The organism is Paenibacillus sp. FSL W7-1279 (assembly GCF_037969845.1).
GTDB lineage: Bacteria > Bacillota > Bacilli > Paenibacillales > Paenibacillaceae > Paenibacillus_AQ.
Genome location: NZ_CP150215.1, coordinates 6470625 through 6490701, shown reverse-complemented (window position 1 = coordinate 6490701; position 20077 = coordinate 6470625). Strand labels below are relative to the sequence as shown.

15 protein-coding genes are annotated in these 20077 nt (G+C 52.6%); 11 read left to right on the top strand and 4 right to left on the bottom strand.

Annotation, left to right across the window (positions count from 1 at the left end):
* Positions 1 to 21: 21 nt before the first annotated feature.
* Both MKY82_RS29530 and MKY82_RS29525 read left to right on the top strand, forming a co-directional pair.
* Positions 22 to 2397 carry a glycoside hydrolase family 95 protein gene (locus tag MKY82_RS29530; RefSeq protein ID WP_339294924.1) on the top strand — a complete coding sequence of 792 codons (2376 nt, stop codon included), beginning with the start codon at positions 22 to 24 and terminating at the stop codon, positions 2395 to 2397.
* A 73-nt stretch (positions 2398 to 2470) separates the two neighbouring features.
* Positions 2471 to 4504 carry a beta-galactosidase gene (locus MKY82_RS29525; RefSeq protein WP_339219942.1) on the top strand — a complete coding sequence of 678 codons (2034 nt, stop codon included), beginning with the start codon at positions 2471 to 2473 and terminating at the stop codon, positions 4502 to 4504.
* Positions 4505 to 4665: 161 nt separating this feature from the next.
* On the opposite strand, the gene MKY82_RS29520 is transcribed toward MKY82_RS29525, so the two are convergent.
* Together MKY82_RS29520 and MKY82_RS29515 are read right to left on the bottom strand one after the other, a co-directional pair.
* Positions 4666 to 6303 (bottom strand): response regulator, encoded by a 1638-nt coding sequence (locus tag MKY82_RS29520; RefSeq protein WP_220687309.1) that lies wholly within the window; start codon positions 6301 to 6303, stop codon positions 4666 to 4668.
* Positions 6281 to 8125, bottom strand: a complete 1845-nt coding sequence (locus MKY82_RS29515; protein WP_339294923.1) for a histidine kinase — start codon at positions 8123 to 8125, stop codon at positions 6281 to 6283. The genes MKY82_RS29520 and MKY82_RS29515 overlap by 23 nt, the downstream gene beginning before the upstream one ends.
* Before the next feature lie 124 nt (positions 8126 to 8249).
* Here MKY82_RS29515 and MKY82_RS29510 point away from each other — a divergent pair, with 124 nt between their 5' ends.
* From MKY82_RS29510 to MKY82_RS29490, 5 genes are all read left to right on the top strand, one after another.
* Positions 8250 to 9131 (top strand): sugar ABC transporter permease, encoded by an 882-nt coding sequence (locus MKY82_RS29510; RefSeq protein ID WP_071219666.1) that lies wholly within the window; start codon positions 8250 to 8252, stop codon positions 9129 to 9131.
* Complete coding sequence (locus MKY82_RS29505; RefSeq protein ID WP_216534110.1) at positions 9132 to 9971, top strand: carbohydrate ABC transporter permease; 840 nt, start codon at positions 9132 to 9134, stop codon at positions 9969 to 9971. It abuts the gene before it with no gap.
* 69 nt (positions 9972 to 10040) lie between these two features.
* Complete coding sequence (locus MKY82_RS29500; RefSeq protein ID WP_339294922.1) at positions 10041 to 11327, top strand: ABC transporter substrate-binding protein; 1287 nt, start codon at positions 10041 to 10043, stop codon at positions 11325 to 11327.
* A 152-nt stretch (positions 11328 to 11479) separates the two neighbouring features.
* Positions 11480 to 13522, top strand: a complete 2043-nt coding sequence (locus MKY82_RS29495; protein ID WP_339294921.1) for a beta-galactosidase — start codon at positions 11480 to 11482, stop codon at positions 13520 to 13522.
* 48 nt (positions 13523 to 13570) lie between these two features.
* Positions 13571 to 15760 (top strand): alpha-galactosidase, encoded by a 2190-nt coding sequence (locus MKY82_RS29490; protein WP_339294920.1) that lies wholly within the window; start codon positions 13571 to 13573, stop codon positions 15758 to 15760.
* Positions 15761 to 15906: 146 nt separating this feature from the next.
* Here the strand turns inward: MKY82_RS29490 and MKY82_RS29485 are convergent, their stop codons facing one another.
* A complete protein-coding gene (locus MKY82_RS29485; RefSeq protein ID WP_194544951.1) occupies positions 15907 to 16248 on the bottom strand; it encodes a hypothetical protein in 342 nt (113 codons plus the stop codon).
* Positions 16249 to 16436: 188 nt separating this feature from the next.
* Between MKY82_RS29485 and MKY82_RS29480 the strand changes: the two genes are divergently transcribed.
* Together MKY82_RS29480 and MKY82_RS29475 are read left to right on the top strand one after the other, a co-directional pair.
* Positions 16437 to 17348 (top strand): hypothetical protein, encoded by a 912-nt coding sequence (locus MKY82_RS29480; RefSeq protein ID WP_220683864.1) that lies wholly within the window; start codon positions 16437 to 16439, stop codon positions 17346 to 17348.
* Complete coding sequence (locus MKY82_RS29475) at positions 17345 to 17905, top strand: hypothetical protein (RefSeq protein ID WP_220683865.1); 561 nt, start codon at positions 17345 to 17347, stop codon at positions 17903 to 17905. The genes MKY82_RS29480 and MKY82_RS29475 overlap by 4 nt, the downstream gene beginning before the upstream one ends.
* Before the next feature lie 48 nt (positions 17906 to 17953).
* On the opposite strand, the gene MKY82_RS29470 is transcribed toward MKY82_RS29475, so the two are convergent.
* The gene (locus MKY82_RS29470; RefSeq protein ID WP_071219655.1) at positions 17954 to 18133 is read right to left on the bottom strand and encodes a hypothetical protein; all 180 of its coding nucleotides are present in this window, start codon (positions 18131 to 18133) and stop codon (positions 17954 to 17956) included.
* A gap of 123 nt (positions 18134 to 18256) precedes the next feature.
* On the opposite strand from MKY82_RS29470, the gene MKY82_RS29465 reads away from it, so the two are divergent.
* Positions 18257 to 19051 carry a sulfite exporter TauE/SafE family protein gene (locus tag MKY82_RS29465; protein ID WP_194544620.1) on the top strand — a complete coding sequence of 265 codons (795 nt, stop codon included), beginning with the start codon at positions 18257 to 18259 and terminating at the stop codon, positions 19049 to 19051.
* Positions 19052 to 19100: 49 nt separating this feature from the next.
* Positions 19101 to 20006, top strand: coding sequence for an aldo/keto reductase (locus MKY82_RS29460; protein ID WP_339294919.1), 906 nt, complete (start codon positions 19101 to 19103; stop codon positions 20004 to 20006).
* Positions 20007 to 20077: the final 71 nt, after the last annotated feature.

The following is a 20077-nucleotide window of genomic DNA, read 5'->3' as shown; positions in this document are numbered from 1 at the left end:
GTACAGCAGCAGGCCTCAACATTGTGGTATCGGAAGCCCGCGGCCAAGTGGGAAGAAGCGCTTCCGCTTGGAAACGGCCGTCTTGGCGCCATGGTGTTCGGGGGCGTACAGGAAGAACGCATTCAATGGAATGAAGATACACTTTGGTCCGGGTTTCCCCGGGACACGAATAATTATGAGGCTCTCCGGCATTTGGCATCGGCAAGAGAGCTGATTGCGTCCGGAAAGTATACCGAAGCCGAACAGTTGATTGAGGGCAAGATGGTCGGCAGAAGCACGGAGTCCTTTTTACCTTTAGGAGATTTGGTTATTAGACAGAGCGGTGTTGGGGATGATTGGACGGACTATAGGCGCGAACTGGATTTGGATACAGGAATTGCATCCACTCACTTTCGAGCCGTTGGCTCCGATGGTCGCTTCAGCAGGGAAGTATTCATCAGTGCGCCTGATCAGGTAGCGGTTATTCGTTATACGACCACGAACGCTGGAACCATCCAATTGGAGATCGGGCTTCGTTCACCGCTGCAGCATGGTACCTGCAGCGCAGAAGACGGATCCTTGGTGTTGTACGGACACGCTCCCACCCATATCGCTGAGAATTACAGAGGTGATCACCCCGGGGCGGTGCTCTATGAAGACGGGCTTGGCATACGGTATGAAATGAGGCTGCTGGCCTTAACGGATAGCGGGCAGGTTACGGTGGATGACAGCGGTATACGTATTAACAGCGCAGGCTCGGTCACGCTGCTGATTGCGGCTGCCACGAATTTTGAAGGCTTCGATCGCTCTCCGGGTTCTGGAGGAACCGATCCGTCCGGTATATGCAGGAGAAGGCTTCAGGACGCGATGGGGCGTGGCTTTGAAGAATTGCGCTCACGGCATGTCCAAGACCATCAAGCCTTGTTCAGACGCGTGGACCTTCAGCTTGGCCGTTCAGAGAATGGACGTTCCATAGAAGCTTTAGCCACCGATGAGCGGATGGAAGCGTACCGGGAAGGACGGGAGGATGCTGCTCTAGAGGCGCTGATGTTTCAATTCGGAAGGTATTTGCTCATTGCCAGCTCTCGGCCAGGTACACAGCCTGCACATCTGCAGGGCATATGGAACCCGCATGTACAGCCGCCATGGAACAGCGATTATACAACGAATATCAATACGGAGATGAACTACTGGCCCGCAGAGACGACGCATCTGAGCGAGTGTCATGAGCCGCTGATCCAGATGATCAGGGAGCTTAGCGTAAGCGGTGCCCGGACGGCGAAAATTCATTACGGCGCCCGTGGATGGGCTGCCCACCATAACGTGGATCTATGGCGAATGGCCAGTCCGAGCGATGGCAGGGCCATGTGGGCTTTCTGGCCAATGGGCGGCGCATGGCTGTGCCGGCATCTATGGGAGCATTACCAATTCCAGCCGAATCTTGAATACTTGCGAGAAACGGCTTATCCGCTGATGAGGGATGCGGCATTGTTTTGCCTGGATTGGCTTATTGAAGACGGGAAAGGGCATCTCGTGACCAGCCCGTCGACATCGCCCGAGAATCAGTTCCTTACCGCGGAAGGCCTGCCTTGCAGCGTGTCGGCAGGCTCCACTATGGACATGGCCATCATCCGGGATATATTCCAGAATTGTATTGAAGCATCGCAGCTGCTGGACCAGGATGCCGAGCTGCGGAAGGAGTGGAGGGCAGCGGCAGCGAGGCTGCTGCCTTACGCCATTGATGCCGAGGGCAAACTCATGGAATGGAGCGAGCCTTACCCGGAAGCGGAGCCCGGACATCGGCACGTATCGCATTTGTATGGGCTGTACCCCGGCTCCGACATTACCCTTCAGGATACGCCGCAGCTTGCGGAAGCCGCTTATCGTACGCTGATGTCGCGGATCGACCATGGAGGAGGGCATACGGGGTGGAGCTGCGTATGGCTGATCAACCTGTTTGCCCGGCTACAGCAGCCGGACAAGGCGTATGATTATGTCCGGACGCTGATTTCCCGTTCCATGCATCCTAATCTGTTTGGAGACCATCCTCCCTTCCAGATCGATGCGAATTTTGGAGGCACGGCCGGACTTGTGGAAATGCTGCTCCAGAGCCACTTGGGTGCTATTCAGCTGCTGCCGGCACTGCCGAAAGCGTGGGCAGCAGGATCCGTAAGAGGATTAAAGGCTCGCGGCGGGTTTATTGTGGACATGGAATGGAGAGAAGGCATCCTAACGTCTGCGCGCGTAATCTCTACGCATGGCCGAGTCTGTAGAATTAGCTGTTCCGTGCCTCTCGCCGTTAAAAGGGAAGACGGAAGTGCGGTGACGATGGATGAGCAGGGCTCATTTGAAACGGTCAGCGGGGCGATATACCTGATCACGCCAGCGACTTCCGAAGGCAGCCGCGAACACGATTGATCGTACAACGTAGAACGCTTTGTTGATGGCGAACTGGATTCGGAATTAAGAAGCTAAAGGAGCTGAACCCTAAATGATTAACGAAAAATTACCCAAAATGTGGTATGGCGGCGATTATAACCCCGAGCAATGGGATGCAGAAGCGTGGAAGGAAGATGACCGCATGTTTAAGCTGGCGGGCATCGATGTGGCCACCATCAATGTATTCTCCTGGGCTTTGAGTCAGCCGAATGAGGATACGTACGATTTTGCTTGGCTGGACGAGACGATCGAACGGCTGTACCGGAACGGGGTATATATCTGTCTGGCAACCAGCACAGGGGCCCATCCGGCTTGGATGGCCCGTAAATACCCGGATGTGCTGCGCGTCGACTACGAGGGACGTAAACGCAAATTCGGAGGTCGCCATAACTCCTGCCCAAACAGCCCCACTTACCGTAAATACGCCAAAATCATGGCCGGCAAGCTGGCGGAACGTTATAAGGATCATCCTGCCGTCCTGATCTGGCACGTATCGAACGAATACGGCGGATACTGTTACTGCGATAATTGCGCCGCGGCATTCCGGACTTGGCTCGAGCAGCGCTACGGCACGCTGGATGCCGTGAACAAGGCATGGAATACCCGCTTCTGGGGACATACCTTCTACGACTGGGAAGACATTGTCGTACCTAACGCATTAAGCGAGGAGTGGTCCGGTAATCGGACCAATTTCCAAGGCATATCCCTGGATTACCGCCGTTTCCAGTCGGACAGCCTGCTGGACTGCTATAAGCTGGAGCGGGATGAATTGAAGCGAATCACACCAGATATTCCGGTGACCACGAATCTGATGGGCTTCTATCCCGAGCTGGATTACTTCAAATGGGCCAAAGAGATGGATGTTGTATCCTGGGACAACTACCCGTCTCTGGATACGCCATATAGCTATACAGCCATGGCGCATGCCTTGATGCGGGGACTTAAGGGAGGACAGCCTTTTATGCTCATGGAGCAGACGCCGAGCGTCCAGAACTGGCAGCCGTACAACTCGGCCAAGCGACCTGGGGTTATGCGGTTGTGGAGCTACCAAGCGGTCGCCCATGGCGCGGATACGGTGATGTTCTTCCAGCTGCGCCGTTCGATCGGAGCCTGCGAGAAATATCACGGAGCGGTCATTGAACATGTAGGACATGAACATACCCGCGTATTCCGCGAGTGCGCGGAGCTGGGCAAGGAACTGCAGCAGCTGGGGGACCGAATCCTGGATGCCCGTTCCGACGCCAAAGTCGCGATCATCTACGACTGGGAGAATCGATGGGGCATTGACCTGTCGAGCGGTCCGACCGTTGCCCTTAATTACGTGAATGAGGTCCATAAATATTATGATGCTCTGCACCAGCTGCATATTCAGACCGATATGATCAGCGTGGAAGAGGACTTCCGGAAGTATGACGTTGTCATCGCGCCTGTGATGTATATGGCAAAGCAGGGATTTGCAGAGCGCGTTGAGGCCTTTGTATCGCGAGGCGGAACCTTTGTGACGACCTTCTTTAGCGGGATCGTGAACGAGAATGATCTGGTGACGCTGGGCGGTTATCCGGGCGAGCTGCGCAAGGTGATGGGAGTTTGGGCCGAGGAGATTGATGCGCTGCTTCCGGGCCAGCAGAATCAGATGGTGCTGCGAGGCCGGAAGGGACAACTGGAGGGCACCTACGACTGCGGCATTCTATGCGACGTGATCCATGCTGAAGGAGCGGAAGTCGTTGCCGAATACGGCTCCGATTACTATCAGGGGATGCCATCGTTAACCGTGAATTCCTTCGGGCAGGGGAAGGCCTGGTATGTGGCCACAAGTCCGGAGCCTAAATTCCTGAAGGACCTGATGCAAACGATATGCAATGACCATGGCATTGAGCCTGTCCTGAAGGCTCCGGAAGGCGTTGAGGTGACAAAACGCGTGAAGGAGGGCGTGGAGTTCACCTTTGTACTTAATCACATGCCGGAGAGCAAACTCGTGCCATTGGCAGGGGAGACCTACGTTGACCTGCTGACAGGAGAGGAGCATCGAGATTCCTGCGAAGTGCCGGCACGCGGAGTCATGATCTTGGAGAAGCAGCAGGGGTAGAAGGAGTGCATGAAGTTTCTGCGAAGGCATTAACTGCGAAGGCATTAATCTAAGGGTTCACATAAAAAAGCAGAGAAAGCGGGGGATTCCCATGCTCTCTCTGCTTTATTTTATATGCCCAACTCAGACTGCTTGCCTTTAGCGGCAAACCGCTGCCCAGTCTATGCTTCCTGCTCATGCAGCTTGCGGAATTCCTTCGGCGAAATGCCCTCTTGCTTCTTAAAGACAAGACTGAAATATTTCTCGTTCTTGAAGCCGATCATTTCGGAAATCGCTGCCATTTTCAAGCCCGGGTTTTGCAGCAGGATTTTGGCCTTGGAGATGCGGATGCGGTTCAGATGTTCCGGGATGTTAATGCCGTGCCTTTGCTTGAATTTGCGGGAAATGTACTCACGGCTTACGTGAAATCGATTTGCAATATCATACAGCGAGACATCGTTCTGATAATTTTGCTCGATAAACGCCGTAATGTCATGGATCAGGTCCTGACCCGTTTGCTTCTGAGACTGGACAGCCGAGGCCAGCAGGCTCATTAATTCAATCCAATACTGCTGCCACTCGGACAGCGAGCACACATACTTGTCGGGGCTTGGCCGCTCGATGGTGGCGCTTTCCTCTTTGTACAATTTCAACAAAGCTTCAGACGACGGGTTAGCCGTTTCATGAATGACGTGATTGGCGAATCTTTCGATATCGCGGTCCCAGCGCTCCAGAAGTTCCGGCGTGAGAACGCCGCTTTTCCGAATAGCTGCGATGAATGACTCTACGGCTTCGGTTATGGGAGCGGGCTGGCCGCTAAGTATGGCGAGCTTCCAGGTATCCTCAAATCCGCTGAACTGCAAGCCTCTATGATGGTCAACCCCCGATCGGCGCTGCTCCTCTGTATCATGGATAAAGTGATTAAGCACCGTTAAATCGCGCTGATGCAGGGCGGACGAGCTTCGGGCATACAATTCCGGAATGTCTGCCGGGTATTGACCGTCGGGACTCACGCCAAAATGCATGTGGCGCGACAAGGTGCGGTGCATCCCGTTGTTGATCTCTTGTAGCAGCGTGGCAAGTGTGGCAAGCTGATCCCACAGCAAAATAACCAGCTGGTGAGGTGAACCAAAGTGACGGAAAGCGATCCCGATCCGGTCCTTTTGCAGAAATTCATTGCAAATATTGAGCAGGGCAAACATAAGCAAGTCCTGATGATGGCCAAAGCGGCTATAAAGCGCGTGGTCAGACTTGTCCATTTGCATGACGGCCAGACGTATCGTCTGCGCATGCTCCGGTACGATGCCTTCATCCTTGAGGCGATGGACCACCTGGGAATGGGCGCTTTTGTCATCGATAAGGCTGGATAACAGCTTCTCGGAATAGACCGGCCGGTACTCGTTCACCTGAACATGCTGCTGCCGCGCTGCAAGGCGCTCCCGTTCCTCGGCTTTCCAGGCGGCAGTAGCCTTGGCTACCGCTTGGTTGATAACGGCTTCCTCTATGGGCTTCAGGATATAATCCGTGCCGCTGTACCAGATGGTGTTGCGTACGAATTCGAAGTCGTCATGCCCGCTGATAACAATGAATTTAATATCCGGGTAATTTTTATGAATCCATTCCATGAGATCCACGCCGTTTTTGAGCGGCATCAGCATATCCATGAGCACGAGGCTCGGTCGGAACGCCGGAATCAGCTCCATCGCCTCAAGGCCATTGGCGGCTTCCTCAATATCGGTAATCCCGTGCGTCTCCCATTGGACCAGCAGTCGTATGGCTTTACGCACGCGAGACTCGTCATCCACGATCAATGCCTTCATCCGTTTCACCTTCCACATTTATAGTCAGTACAACTCGAAAGCCATGCGGCTTGTTGTTTTCGATGCTGAACTTGGATTTTCCGCGATAATACAGTCTCAGCCTTGTCATGATGTTGATGAGTCCGATCCCGCTGTTGTCTTCCGTTTCCATTTCGGAATGAACCTGAAGCTGTTCCAGATCCATCTCTTCCATCCGAAGCAATTGCTCCTGCAGGGTTTGAAACGGCTCATCCTGCATTCCGTTTCCGTTGTCCTCAACCGTGATCTGCACGATGGAGGCCGACAGGCGCTTACTTTTTAACGCGATGTAATTGTTTTCCGCCAAGGGGTTCATGCCATGCTTGAAAAAGTTCTCGATCAGCGGCTGAACCAGCATTTTCGGGATCAACACCTGCAAAGTCGACTCATCCACATCGTAACGGAAGTCGAACTGATTCTCAAATCGTTCCTTCTGCAGCTCCGCGTAATCCTTGATATGATCGAGCTCCGTGGCCAGTGTGACCGGCTTGTCCGTATTGTACATGCTGTATCTCATCATCCGGGCAAGAGCGGAGATCAGGGAGTAAATCCTCTTCATGCCATGCTCAAGCGCAAGGGTGCCGATGGTTTGCAGCGCATTGTTCATAAAATGCGGGTTCACCTGAGCCTGCAGCGCCCGGAGCTGGTTGGTCCGGTTCGCCAGCTTCAGCTTGTATTCCTGCAAGATGAGGTTGTTGATCGTATCCATCATGCTGCCGAACCTGCGGTGGAGGGTTCCGATTTCGTCTTTGCGGTTAGAGGAGATATCCACGCTCATTCGTCCGCTTTTGACTTGGCTCATAAGGCCCACCAATTCCCGGATCGGCGCCGTAACATAGACCGAAATCCAGATCGTGGCAGCGATGATGAGAATAAGGGATACGCCGATCAGCAAAATATTGACGAAGGCTGCTTTGTCCGCGCTGCTCAGAATATAGGAGGAAGGAATCTCCTTAATCATCGTCCAGTCGCTGATCGACGTCTTGATATTGTTATACAGATAGATTTTGTTGTTATACTCAAAATGGCCTTCCTTCTTGCCGGACTGCTTGATGGTGTCGTACCATTCCGTTTGAATCTGCTGTCCAAGCCTCTCGTCATGGCCGGCATACATGATATAGCCGGCTTCATTCGTAATATACAGCTGCTCATGTTCGGGCTGGAACAGCTGATTGCTGATCCGACTCAGGAAGTTCATATCCAGATCGATGGCGAGAATGCCTAATCGCTCGGTAGAAGGGACGCGTTCTATGACCCGGTACATCGTGAATACTTGTTTATCGGCCTCGTAGGGATAAGCTAACTGAAAGCCATACGTGTGCAGGGGATGGGGCGGCTGCAAGACCACCGTATCGTTACTAAGATCGGGAATTTCGGGATAGAGGTTGACGTCACTTGTTTTTCTGGCGATATCCTGGGCGAACAATGTGGCCTCTCTTTTGCCGTCGACATAAAGATAGACCTGTCTGGAGCCGCTGATGGCTTTTTGAATGGACTGCAGCGTGGCGGACTGCCTGCCGCTGGCATTGATGTTCTCATGACTATAATAAAGGCTGCGGAAAAAATCCGGATCCGAATAAACCGTAAGGGAATTACGGTTCATGTCTTCCAAATAGCTCTCCAAATTCAACCGTCCCTGATAGAGGAGGTTCATATTTTCAACAACGGCCCGTTCCTTGAGCGAGTTGGTGGTCATGACATAGCTGATGATCATGGAGATGGTGGTCGGAATGATGGTGGCCATGATCATAAAGGTAATCAATTTTGTGCGAATGCTGTTCCAATTCCAGTTCAATAAATTCACCGCCGATCAATTTTCTATACCATTTAGTTCACATCCTGTGGTAGTCCCAGGGTCTTCATCTTAGCATAATTAAATCATAGAGAAATGGATAGAGAAACGATAGGACAAGCGGAGGGGGATTTACATGAACAGCAAGAGAACGGCTGCCTTGACGCAGCAGTTGGTTTATATCGGACCCGCGCTGCTGTTTTTCGGTATTACGATCATTATCCCATTTGTGATGGGGATGTATTACTCGTTTACCAACTGGAATGGTGTCTCGGGGAATGTCGAATGGGTCGGGCTGGACAATTTCAAACAGATTTTCACAAATGACAGCGCATTCGCACAGTCCTTCTGGTTTACCACCAAGTTTACGATCGTTGGCGTGCTTCTAACGAATCTGGTCGGTTTTTTCCTGGCCTACTTCTTAACGAAAAATATTAGGGCGCGCAACTGGCTGCGGACGATCTTCTTCATGCCGAACGTGATCGGCGGATTGCTGCTGGGCTTCATCTGGCAGTTTATCTTCATAAAGGGCTTTGCCACCGTTGGCGAGGCTACGGGGATTCCGTTCTTTAATCTTCCGTGGCTGGGAGACGAAGTGACCGGCTTCTGGGGCATTGTCATGGTCTTTGTATGGCAATCGTCAGGCTATCTGATGGTCATCTACATCGCGTCCATTACGAATGTGTCCAAGGAAGTCATGGAAGCTGCCGAGATTGATGGAGCGAACCGGTTTCAAGTGCTTAAGAGCATCATCGTTCCGCTCATCATGCCGGCGGTCACCGTATGTTTATTCCTGGCGATATCCTGGTCCTTCAAAATGTTCGACCTGAACCTGTCCCTCACGAAGGGCGGGCCATACCGCTCCACGGAATCACTGGCCATGAACGTGTACAATGAGGCATTCCTGAACAACCGGTATGGACTCGGGACGGCCAAGTCCCTGATCTTCTTCCTGGTCGTTGCCGTCATCACGCTCATTCAAGTCCGATTAACGAAGCAGAAGGAGGTTGAAGCTTAAATGAGATCGAAGAAACCTCCTATGTCGGCTTCCACGATCGTATTGCAGATTGTGATGGTCATTATAGCGCTGATCTTCCTGGCGCCCTTTTATTTCCTGCTGGTGAACTCGGTCAAATCGCTGGGCGATATTATGGTCGACGCGGCCAACTGGCCAACCGCCTTTCATTTTGACAACTACAGCAAGGCTTGGGAAATGACCCGCTTCCCGGAAGCATTTGTGAATTCCGTCATCATTACGGTTATCAGCAATCTAATCATCGCCATGCTGAGTGCGATGGCGGCTTACCGAATGGTTCGGTCCAATACGAGATTCAATCAAATCGTGTTCATGCTGTTCGTATCGGCCATGGTCATTCCGTTCCAATCCATTATGATTCCATTGCTGCAGGTCATTAACTTCCTGGGCGTTAACAACAGTATCGTGGGCTTGATTCTCAGTTATCTGGGGCTCGGCATCCCGTTGTCGGTCTTCCTGTTCCACGGATTCGTGAAAGGCATTCCGCTTGAAATCGAAGAGGCCGCCACGGTCGACGGAGCTTCTCCGTTCAGAGTATTTGCCCGGATCGTTTTGCCGATGCTGAAACCTATGATGGTGACGGTCATCATCTTGAACTGTCTGTGGGTCTGGAACGATTACCTGCTGCCGTCCTTGATTCTGCAAAGTCCGGAACTGCGGACGATTCCGCTTGCGACCTTTGCCTTCTTCGGGCAGTATTCGAAGCAATGGGATATGGCGCTGCCGGCGCTCGTGCTGGGCATTACGCCGATCATCATCTTCTTCCTGTCGTTACAGAAGTACATTGTTGAAGGCGTAGCTGCCGGCTCCGTTAAGGGGTAAAGGCAGCCTGGCTTCTCCCAAATCGGTTATTCCATCTTTATATATAAACAATTCTAGGGGGTAGTAAAGATGAACAAAATGAAATTATCACTCGTGATGCTGCTGGCTTTCTCGCTGGTGCTTGCGGCCTGCGGCGGCAAGTCGGAGGAAGGCCAGGGCGGAAGCTCGGATGGAGCTTCCGGCGAAGTGAAGACCGTTAAGATTTTCCAATTCAAAACCGAGATCGTGGACGGCTTGAATGAACTCAAGGTTGAATTCGAGAAGGAGTATCCGAACATCAAGCTGGATATTCAAACCGTGGGCGGCGGTGCCGACTATGGTGCTGCTCTGAAAACGAAATTTGCATCCAACGATGCGCCTGATATTTTCTCCAATGGCGGCGACGCCGAGATGGAGATGTGGATTGACCGGCTGGAGGATCTGTCCGATCAGCCTTGGGTGAACGATCTGGTGGACATGGCGAAAGAGCCGATGACCAAAGACGGTAAAGTATACGGCATGCCGATGAACCTTGAAGGATGGGGTTACATCTACAATAAAGATTTGTTTGAGCAGGCGGGCATTACCGAGCTTCCTAAAACCTATGCCCAACTGGAAGATGCCGCGAAGAAGCTGGAAGCGGCAGGCATAACCCCTTTTGCTAATGCTTATCAGGAATGGTGGTTGATCGGTAACCAAGGCATTAACCCGGCGTTTGCCCAGCAGGAGGATCCGAATGCCTTTATCCAGGGCTTGAACGACGGCACGCAAAAATTCGCGGGCAATGCGAAGTTCGAAGAGTGGGCCAAGCTGATGCAGCTGACATTGGATCACGGGAACAAAAACCCGCTGACCACCGATTACAATACGGCCATCTCCCTGCTGGCTACCGGCAAAGCAGCCATGATGCAGAACGGCAACTGGGCCCAAACCGAGATTGATGCCATCAATCCGGACCTGAATCTTGGCTACCTGCCGATGCCGCTTGGCGACAATGCGGAGCTGAATGACAAGCTGAACGTAGGCGTACCTGCAAACCTGGTCATCAACAAGGATTCCGCGTCTAAGGAAGAAGCGAAGATTTTCCTGAACTGGTTTGTTACATCCGATATCGGTAAAGAATACATCGTCAAAAAATTCAAATTCATTCCGGCCTTGAAAACCATCGAAGCAACGCCTGAGGATATGGGTGACCTCGGCTCCGCTGTGTGGGAGTATGTGCAGGCTGGAAAAGTACTGCCAAGACAATCCGCGAAGTTCCCTGACGGTGTAGCACAGGAATTCTCCGGTGCGATGCAGGCCTTCTTCGCCGGCAAATCCGATGCGAACAAGATGCTTGAGGATATGCAGACATCCTGGGATAGTCTGAAAAAGTAAGGAGCAGCACTCTAACCCGAGTTAGCGAATCATCATAAGAGGTATGATCCCTGTCCGACAAGACTTGGGATGGTGCCTCTTTTCTTTAAGATTCAAATCACGTCGATCGTTACGATTTTCCTAGCTAGAAGAACGATGAAGGAGGCAATTTGATGATTAATCAACGTTTTCCCAAGATATGGTATGGCGGGGACTATAATCCCGAGCAATGGGATAAGGCAACGATGGAAGAGGACCTGCGCATGTTCGAACTGGCCGGTGTTGACGTGGCGACCCTCAATGTATTCTCCTGGGCTAAAACGCAGCGCGATGAGGACAGCTATGATTTCACGTGGCTTGACGAAATTATGGACCGCTTGGCAGAGGAGCAGGTTCATGTCTGCTTGGCAACAAGCACGGGGGCGCATCCGGCCTGGATGGCCAAGAAATACCCGGACATCCTGCGTGTTGACTACGACGGGCGCAAACGCAAATTCGGCGGTCGCCATAATTCATGTCCGAACAGCCCGACATATCGCAAATATTCGGTGCTGATGGCGCGTAAGCTGGCTGAGCGTTACAAAGATCATCCGGCACTGGTCATCTGGCACGTCTCGAATGAGTACGGCGGGTATTGTTATTGCGACAACTGCGAGTTGCAGTTCCGCGTCTGGCTGAAAGAGCGCTACGGGTCGCTCGACAAGCTGAATGCCGCATGGAACACCGGCTTCTGGGGCCATACCTTTTACGAGTGGGACGAGATTGTGGTACCGAATGCGCTCAGCGAGGAATTCGCCGGAAACCGAACCTTCTTCCAAGGGATATCGCTGGATTACCGCCGTTTCCAGTCCGACAGCCTGCTGCAATGTTACCGACTGGAACGAGATGAGCTGAAGAAAATTACGCCGGATATTCCGGTCACGACTAATCTGATGGGTTTTTATCCTGAGCTGGATTACTTCGAGTGGGCGAAGTACATGGATGTGGTATCCTGGGACAATTATCCCGCGATCGATACGCCGGTAAGCTTTACGGCGATGGCGCATAATCTGATGCGCGGGCTGAAAAGCGGACAGCCGTTCATGCTGATGGAGCAGACTCCGAGCGTTCAGAATTGGTCGCCCTACAATTCCGCTAAGCGTCCCGGCGTAATGAGGCTGTGGAGTTATCAGGCCGTAGCGCATGGCGCGGATACGGTCATGTTCTTCCAGCTCCGCCGTTCCGTCGGGGCATGCGAGAAATTCCATGGCGCATTGATCGAGCACGTCGGACATGAGCATACCCGGGTCTTCCGGGAATGCGCGGAGCTGGGGCAAGAGCTGCAGCAGCTCGGAGACAAGCTGCTCGACTCCCGTTCGGACGCCAAGGTAGCGATTATGTATGATTGGGAGAATCGTTGGGCGTTGGAGCTGTCAAGCGGACCTTCCAAAGCGCTGAACTACGTGGATGAGGTTCATAAGTATTATGATGCGCTGTACCAGCTGAATATCCAGACGGATATCATCAGCGTTGAGGAGGACCTGAGCAAGTACGATGTGGTCATTGCCCCGGTGATGTATATGGTTAAGCCTGGCGTTGCCCAGCGCGTGGAGCGGTTTGTGTCCAGGGGCGGAACCTTTGTGACGACCTTCTTCAGCGGCATCGTCAATGAGAACGATCTGGTGACCCTGGGAGGTCATCCCGGCGAGCTGCGCAAGGTGACTGGCATCTGGGCCGAGGAGATCGATGCCCTGCTTCCCGGGCAGCAAAATCAGATCAACATGAAGCAGGATTGGGGGTCGCTGCGTGGAAGTTATCCATGTGGAATTTTGTGTGACGTCATCCATGCGGAGACAGCGGAGGTTCTGGCGGAGTACGGATCGGACTTCTATAAAGGCACGCCTGTTCTCACGAAGAATGTCTTTGGCGAAGGTCAGGCCTATTATGTGGCGAGCAGTCCGGATTCGCAGTTCCTGCAGGGACTTCTCGCCAATCTGTGCGAAGAACAGGGCGTGAAGCCGCTGCTGGAAACACCAGCCGGAGTAGAGGTGGTAGAGCGGGTGAAGGATGGGAACTCCTACTTGTTCATCATGAACCACAATGCCGAAGAGATGACGTTTGATGCAGGTTCTGCCAATCAATTCGATCTCCTGGGCAGCCGGCAGATTTCAGGCCATGTCACGATTCCGGGAAGGGACGTCATGATTCTGGAAAGGACGGCCGCCGTAAGGTCTTAAGAAGGACCATGGAGATTTAACTCGGACCTTGTTAGGGGGCAAAAAGCAGTGAGTATACATTTTCATGAAGATCTGGGAGTGTTCCATCTCCAAAGCGATCGGTCAAGTTACGTGATTGAGCTTGTGCGGGGCGTTTATCCGGCGCATGCCTATTGGGGGCGCCGGATTCGCGATAACCGCGTCGGCAATTTGCTGGAACGCCGGGGAAGAGCATCCTTTTCGCCAACGCCGTTTCGCGAGGATGCTTCCTTTTCCCTGGACAGCTTGCCTCAGGAATATCCGGGCTACGGCAGCGGCGATTTCCGGCAGCCTGCATATCAGGTACAGCTGGCTAACGGGACTACGGTCACCGAAGCGGAATATGTCCGTCACCGGATATACAGCGGCAAACCGAAGCTGGAAGGCTTGCCTGCCGTATATACGGAACAGGATGCCGAGGCGGATACGCTGGAGCTGGAACTGCTTGATCGGGCAAGCGGCTTGACGATTTATTTGTCTTATACGGTCATGAATGCGTTCGACGCCATCACGCGTTCCGTGTCCTTCCGTAATGACAGCAAGGAGAACATCACCCTGCTGCGGGCCATGAGCGCCAGCGTGGATATGAATCATAGCCGTTATGATCTTTTGCATCTTCATGGGGCATGGGCGAGAGAGCGCCATGTGCAGCGCAGGAGATTATCTCCCGGCATGCAGGGAATTGAGAGCCGCAGGGGTTCAAGCAGCCATAACCATAATCCGTTCCTTGCGCTGCTGTCCGAAGGCGCCGGCGAAGAGCACGGTGAGGTGTACGGCTTCAGCCTTGTATACAGCGGCAGCTTCTCCGCGCAGGTTGAGGTGGATCAATACGAAACAGCCCGGGTCACGATGGGATTGAATCCATTCGATTTTTCCTGGCTGCTGGAGCCGGGACAATCGTTCCAGACGCCGGAAGCGGTAATGGTCTTCTCGGCGGAGGGCCTCGGCGGCATGTCCAGACGCTATCATAAGATGTACCGTACAAGGCTGAGCCGGGGGCAATTCCGGGATGCCACGCGCCCGGTGCTGGTTAACAACTGGGAAGCGACCTACTTTAACTTTAATGCGGATAAAATCGAGCAGATCGCCAGCGCCGGAAGGGATCTCGGTATCGAGCTGTTCGTGCTGGATGACGGATGGTTCGGCAAGCGAAATGATGATACGACTTCCCTTGGGGATTGGGTCGTTGACAAGAACAAGCTGCCGGAGGGCCTGGAGGATCTCGTGAAGCGGGTCCGCAATCTGGATATGCAGTTCGGCTTGTGGTTTGAGCCGGAGATGATTTCGCCGGATAGCGATCTGTACCGTCAGCATCCGGACTGGTGCCTGCATGTGGAGGGACGCCGGCGAACGGAAGGAAGACAGCAGCTGATCCTGGACTTCTCCCGTGAGGAAGTAGGCGATGCGGTGGCCGATATGCTTCGGAGCATCCTGCAAAGTGCGCCGATCACCTATGTGAAGTGGGACATGAACCGGAATATGACGGAAATCGGATCGGCTGCGCTGCCGCCTGAGCGCCAGCGGGAAACGGCCCATCGTTATATGCTGGGGTTGTATCGGGTGATGGAGCAGCTGACGACCGAGTTCCCGCATATTTTGTTTGAGAGCTGCTCCGGCGGCGGCGGACGTTATGATCCGGGGATGCTGTATTACATGCCGCAGACGTGGACAAGCGATAACTCCGATGCCGTCAGCCGATTGAAGATTCAATACGGAACGAGCCTTGTGTATCCTCTAAGCTCCATGGGAGCCCATGTGTCCGCCGTTCCGAATCATCAGGTGTTTCGGAATACTTCGCTGCGTACGAGAGGCCATGCAGCGATGTCGGGCAATTTCGGATATGAGCTTGACCTGACGGCCTTCAGTGAGCAGGAAAAGGAAGAGGTCCGCGAGCAGGTGAAACTGTACAAGGAGATTCGGCATCTGGTGCAGTTCGGGGATCTCTATCGCCTTCGGAATCCGTTCGAAGGGAACGAAGCAGCCTGGACCATCGTCTCCGAGGATCGCTCGGAAGCGGTGCTGTATTACTTCCGCATCTTAAGCGAGGCGAATGAGCCGATTGTGTGGCTGCGCACGGCAGGGCTGGATCCGGAAGGGGATTATCGGTGCGTGGAGGATGGGAACATCTACGGCGGGGACCGACTGATGAACGCCGGATTGGCCATTCCCGCGATGCATGGCGATTTCCAGAGCTTCATGTGGAGATTCGAGCGAGTGTAAGCTGTTGACTCATGCCAAGGGGGGCCAAACGCGCCCCGAGCGCAAGCGTTATGTATAATAAAGATTCAGCATAAGCGAATAAAGCCAAAAGAACCGTCAGAGCTCAACAACTCTGGCGGTTCTTGCTGTTTCATTCCGGCTGCTCCTTAGGTTGTCGTGATGGAATAGGTACTCCGATCCGTAGTGAGCACCACTTGATGGTCCTGGATGTCCGCAGCCGTTAACCCGTCCAGTCCAATGACGAAGGCATCACTTGGCAGGGGCGCTTCATGGCCGGCCGTGATGACAACGCCGGGGCCGTGCAGCAGGAGCGCATGGCGGTCTCCATAACCGTCGATGGACTGCTCTTGATGCTGCTGGTGTTCAAAACGCTCCAGCTGTATTTTAATCTGATCCTGATCCTTCTCTTCTTGCTTGGATATGTGCAGAGTGTGATTGCTTTTGGATTGAAGCCAATGGGTGACCTCTTCGATCGATGGATTCATCATGAACACCTTCCTTGATTTTAGGGTGGCTTCAACTAGTCTGTCCATGATGGCGTAACCTTATTTCAAATTCATGGGCTTTCTCCGCCAGAAGCATATGAAAATTAACGCTGATCAAACCCTCTTCATCTATTTACGTGTTAATATAGTTAAATAATATGGAACAATCGCATGATACATAAGGAGGGGCCATGAGCAAGAAATGGTATTATGTTCTCGCCATCCTGTTCGTAGCCTGCAGCTGGGTCGGGAATGTCTGGTATTATGAAGCCAACCAACTGGGAAGAACCGTATTCCTTGAGCATCATGTGGAGACGAGGGAAGGGGGAGGCAGCGTATTTGACTTGTATTATGTAGAGGACAAACGATCAGACAAGACGTTAAGCTCCATCCGGATCGAAGGTTATCCCGAACAGATCGTAACGCCATACCCCAAATATGCAGAGTATCAGAGGCAATACTTAGGCAAAATGATGGTGAACTTGAATAAACCCGCTCCTGAGGAAGAAGCCCCAGAAGTAGAGCAGCTTAAGGAACCGGTTCTCGTTCGAGAGATTACCGCCCTATATTCCGATGGAACCTCGGAACAAGTGGATATCGGGGAGATTTACATATGGCCTGGCGTATATGATCAGGAAGAACAACATCCGGTATCGTGGACGTCCGGCGGATCCTCTTCCGATAACTCGGGCTACGAATCTGCCGTCGTGAAGCGGAACCTTCAGTTAACGGCGTTCTCTTCTAAATTGCTGGATATCGCAGAAGAGGGGGATCTTCGAATCCATGCCGACATTTCCGGACTAATACCGGGTACTAGTTACCAGTCGCAGCCTTCGGAAGCGCACATCGAGTTAAGAGGTGAACCTATCGACGAGATTCAGCTTCCACTTAAGATTAATAAAGGGGATTCCATTAGAATCAGCCATCAATTTGATATGCCATCGCTTAAGAAGAGTATGCAGGTATATCAGTTGATATTGAGAAGCACCTTTATAGAGGAACGCGGGCGGAGATGGTATGAAGACACGCTGATTCCTTATCAACCAAGTCCGACGGAACAAGAAATGGCGAAATTTGTCCGGGAAAGCAGGAAGGGGTCATGAGGAGCGCTTGTTATCGCATCGTGTGGGGGCTGCTCTTTGTACTGGTCGACCTTAAGATCGAATTTGTGGATGTATTGCCGGACATGCTGGGATACCTGCTGATGGCTTCGGGATTATGGCGGCTTCAGGCATTAAACGGATATTTTAGGGCAGGTCATCTGTCAGCCTGGCTGCTGCTGATCTGGTCGGTTCTTTCATTATTCTGGTTTCCTGAGGTGGGGACAGGGAGCGTGCCTATGCAATCGGTGAAGGGGCTGCTGATTCAACTGCCTGCCGTCTGCTTGCATATGGTATTGATTTTCGGAATCTGCCGAGGCATCCAAGCCAATTTCACAGACGCCGAATCCGGATTGGATCATAAGGCGCGCTTCCGTGGGCACTTGTTTATGGCAGCGCAGCTGCTTTGGCTTATCGCCTACCCGTTCATCTTAAATCTGGATTCAGGCGATATGATCCCTGTGATTTTTGTATGCTCGCTCGTTGTGATGATTGCCGAGATCGCGGTTCTGCTTCTCGTCAGGCTGGCCGGACGGGAATGGGCAGAGGGAAAGGAATAAAGCGCAAAGACTTCTGCCCGTAATTGCTAATAAGAGTTTAAACCAAGTTTAACTGTTATCTTTGCTGGGATGATAGACAATCGTAACTCCCAGCTGATTATATATTTCTTCGGTGTAGTGGTGATCCGGGCAATGCTTGATCGTAGCCATGTCTTCCTGCCTGGAAATCAGCTTCTGCTCGCAGTCGGGGCAACGGTCCTGAAAAAGGAATTTCAGCTTATTCAACATGGTCACCATACACCTCCTTTATTTCCGATATAAATACTTGGGTTTATTATAAATCAACAACGGGGCACATTCAATAGCAATGTGCGCCGTCACGATATTAAATTGAATTGGAGATCGATCACCTTGATAGTGCAGCTTGTAGTCATGATCTTTATAGGTATCATCGGTTCTTTTTTCTCAGGACTGCTGGGAATTGGCGGAGCGATCATTAACTTTCCCTTGCTGCTTTACGTTCCTTCCTGGTTTGGACTGGAGGCCTTTACCTCCAAGGAAGTGGCGTCCATCAGCATGCTGCAGGTATTTTTCGCCTCATTGTCAGGCATGATCACCAACCGGATGAGTTCGCGCGGCGGTGAGTCGTACTTTCACAAGCCATTGGTCATTCAGATGGGGATCAGTACCTTGGTTGGCAGTCTGATCGGGAGTCTGTCCTCGATGCTGATGACCAGCGGTACGATTAACGTGATCTACGGTTTTCTGGCGGTTATCGCCGTGTTATTGATGATTGTGCCGACCCGGGCAACCATGGAAAACAGGTCGGTTAGCGAGGTGACTTATCACTCGGGGATTGCTATGGGAGCCGCCTTTATCGTTGGCGGTATTGCGGGGATTGTCGGCGCTGGAGGCGCCTTTATCCTGATCCCCATCATGCTGACGATCCTTAAGATACCGACGCGGATCACCATCGCATCATCACTCGCGATCGTCTTTCTGTCCGCGGTCGGGGGCGTTGTCGGCAAAATCGCCTCTGGTGACATTCCGATCTGGCCGTCCTTGTTCGCGGTTGCCGGAAGCTTGATGGGTGCCCCCTTCGGCGCCATCATCAGTCGCAAGATGAATGTCCGACTGCTGCGATACGCCTTGGCACTTCTCATTGCGGTTACGGCCGTGAAGATCTGGATCGATATTTTAGGGTAAGTAAAGAAGTAGAACCTTATTCATTATAGGGAAGAGGAGGGGATCAAGCATGAGAACCAATCAGCTGGGATCTTCGGAATTGTATGTAAGCGAAATCGGGCTAGGCTGTATGTCACTGGGTACGGATGAGGGACAAGCCGTGAAGCTTATCCATGAAGCGCTGGACCGGGGCGTGAATTTTCTGGACACAGCGGATCTGTACGACGAAGGCCGTAACGAGGAACTGGTAGGCCAAGCGGTTCAAGGCCGGCGCGAGGATGTGATCATCGCTACCAAAGTCGGCAACCGTCGTGTACCGGGACAGGAAGGCTGGGTATGGGATCCTTCCAAGGAATACATCAAATCCGCCGTTAAGGACAGCCTCCGCAGATTGGGTACGGATTATATCGATCTGTATCAGCTTCATGGGGGGACGTTAGATGATCCTATTGACGAGACGATTGAAGCTTTTGAAGAGCTGAAGCGGGAAGGGTGGATTCGATACTATGGCATTTCGTCCATCCGGCCGAACGTCATCCGCGAGTATGTTGCGAAATCCAATATCGTCAGCGTCATGAGCCAGTACAGCATTCTGGACCGGCGACCGGAGGAAGCGGTGCTCGACCTGCTTGCTGAGAACGGAATATCCGTCATTGCACGGGGACCCGTTGCCCGCGGCATCTTATCGGACCGTGGACAAGCCAAAGCCGAGAAGGGCTATCTGGATTACAGCAAAGATGAGCTGCTCGCTGTACTCAAGGAGCTTGAAGAGGTTGGCGGTGACACGGATCTTTCCCATCTGGCTATTCGTTATGCTTTGGCCCATGCCGCAGTTGCCTGCACCATCCCTGGTGCAAGCTCGCTTGAACAGCTGCGGCATAACTTGGCGGCGGGAAAAATAGAAGAGTTATCGCCGCAGGACATCCAATCGATCCAGGCGATCAGTCGTGCCAACCAATATGAGGCTCATCGGTAACGATCGGTGAAATAAGCCTGTGAATGATCCATCCCGTTAATCTTTCGGGACATGAAATATTTACGGCCTGA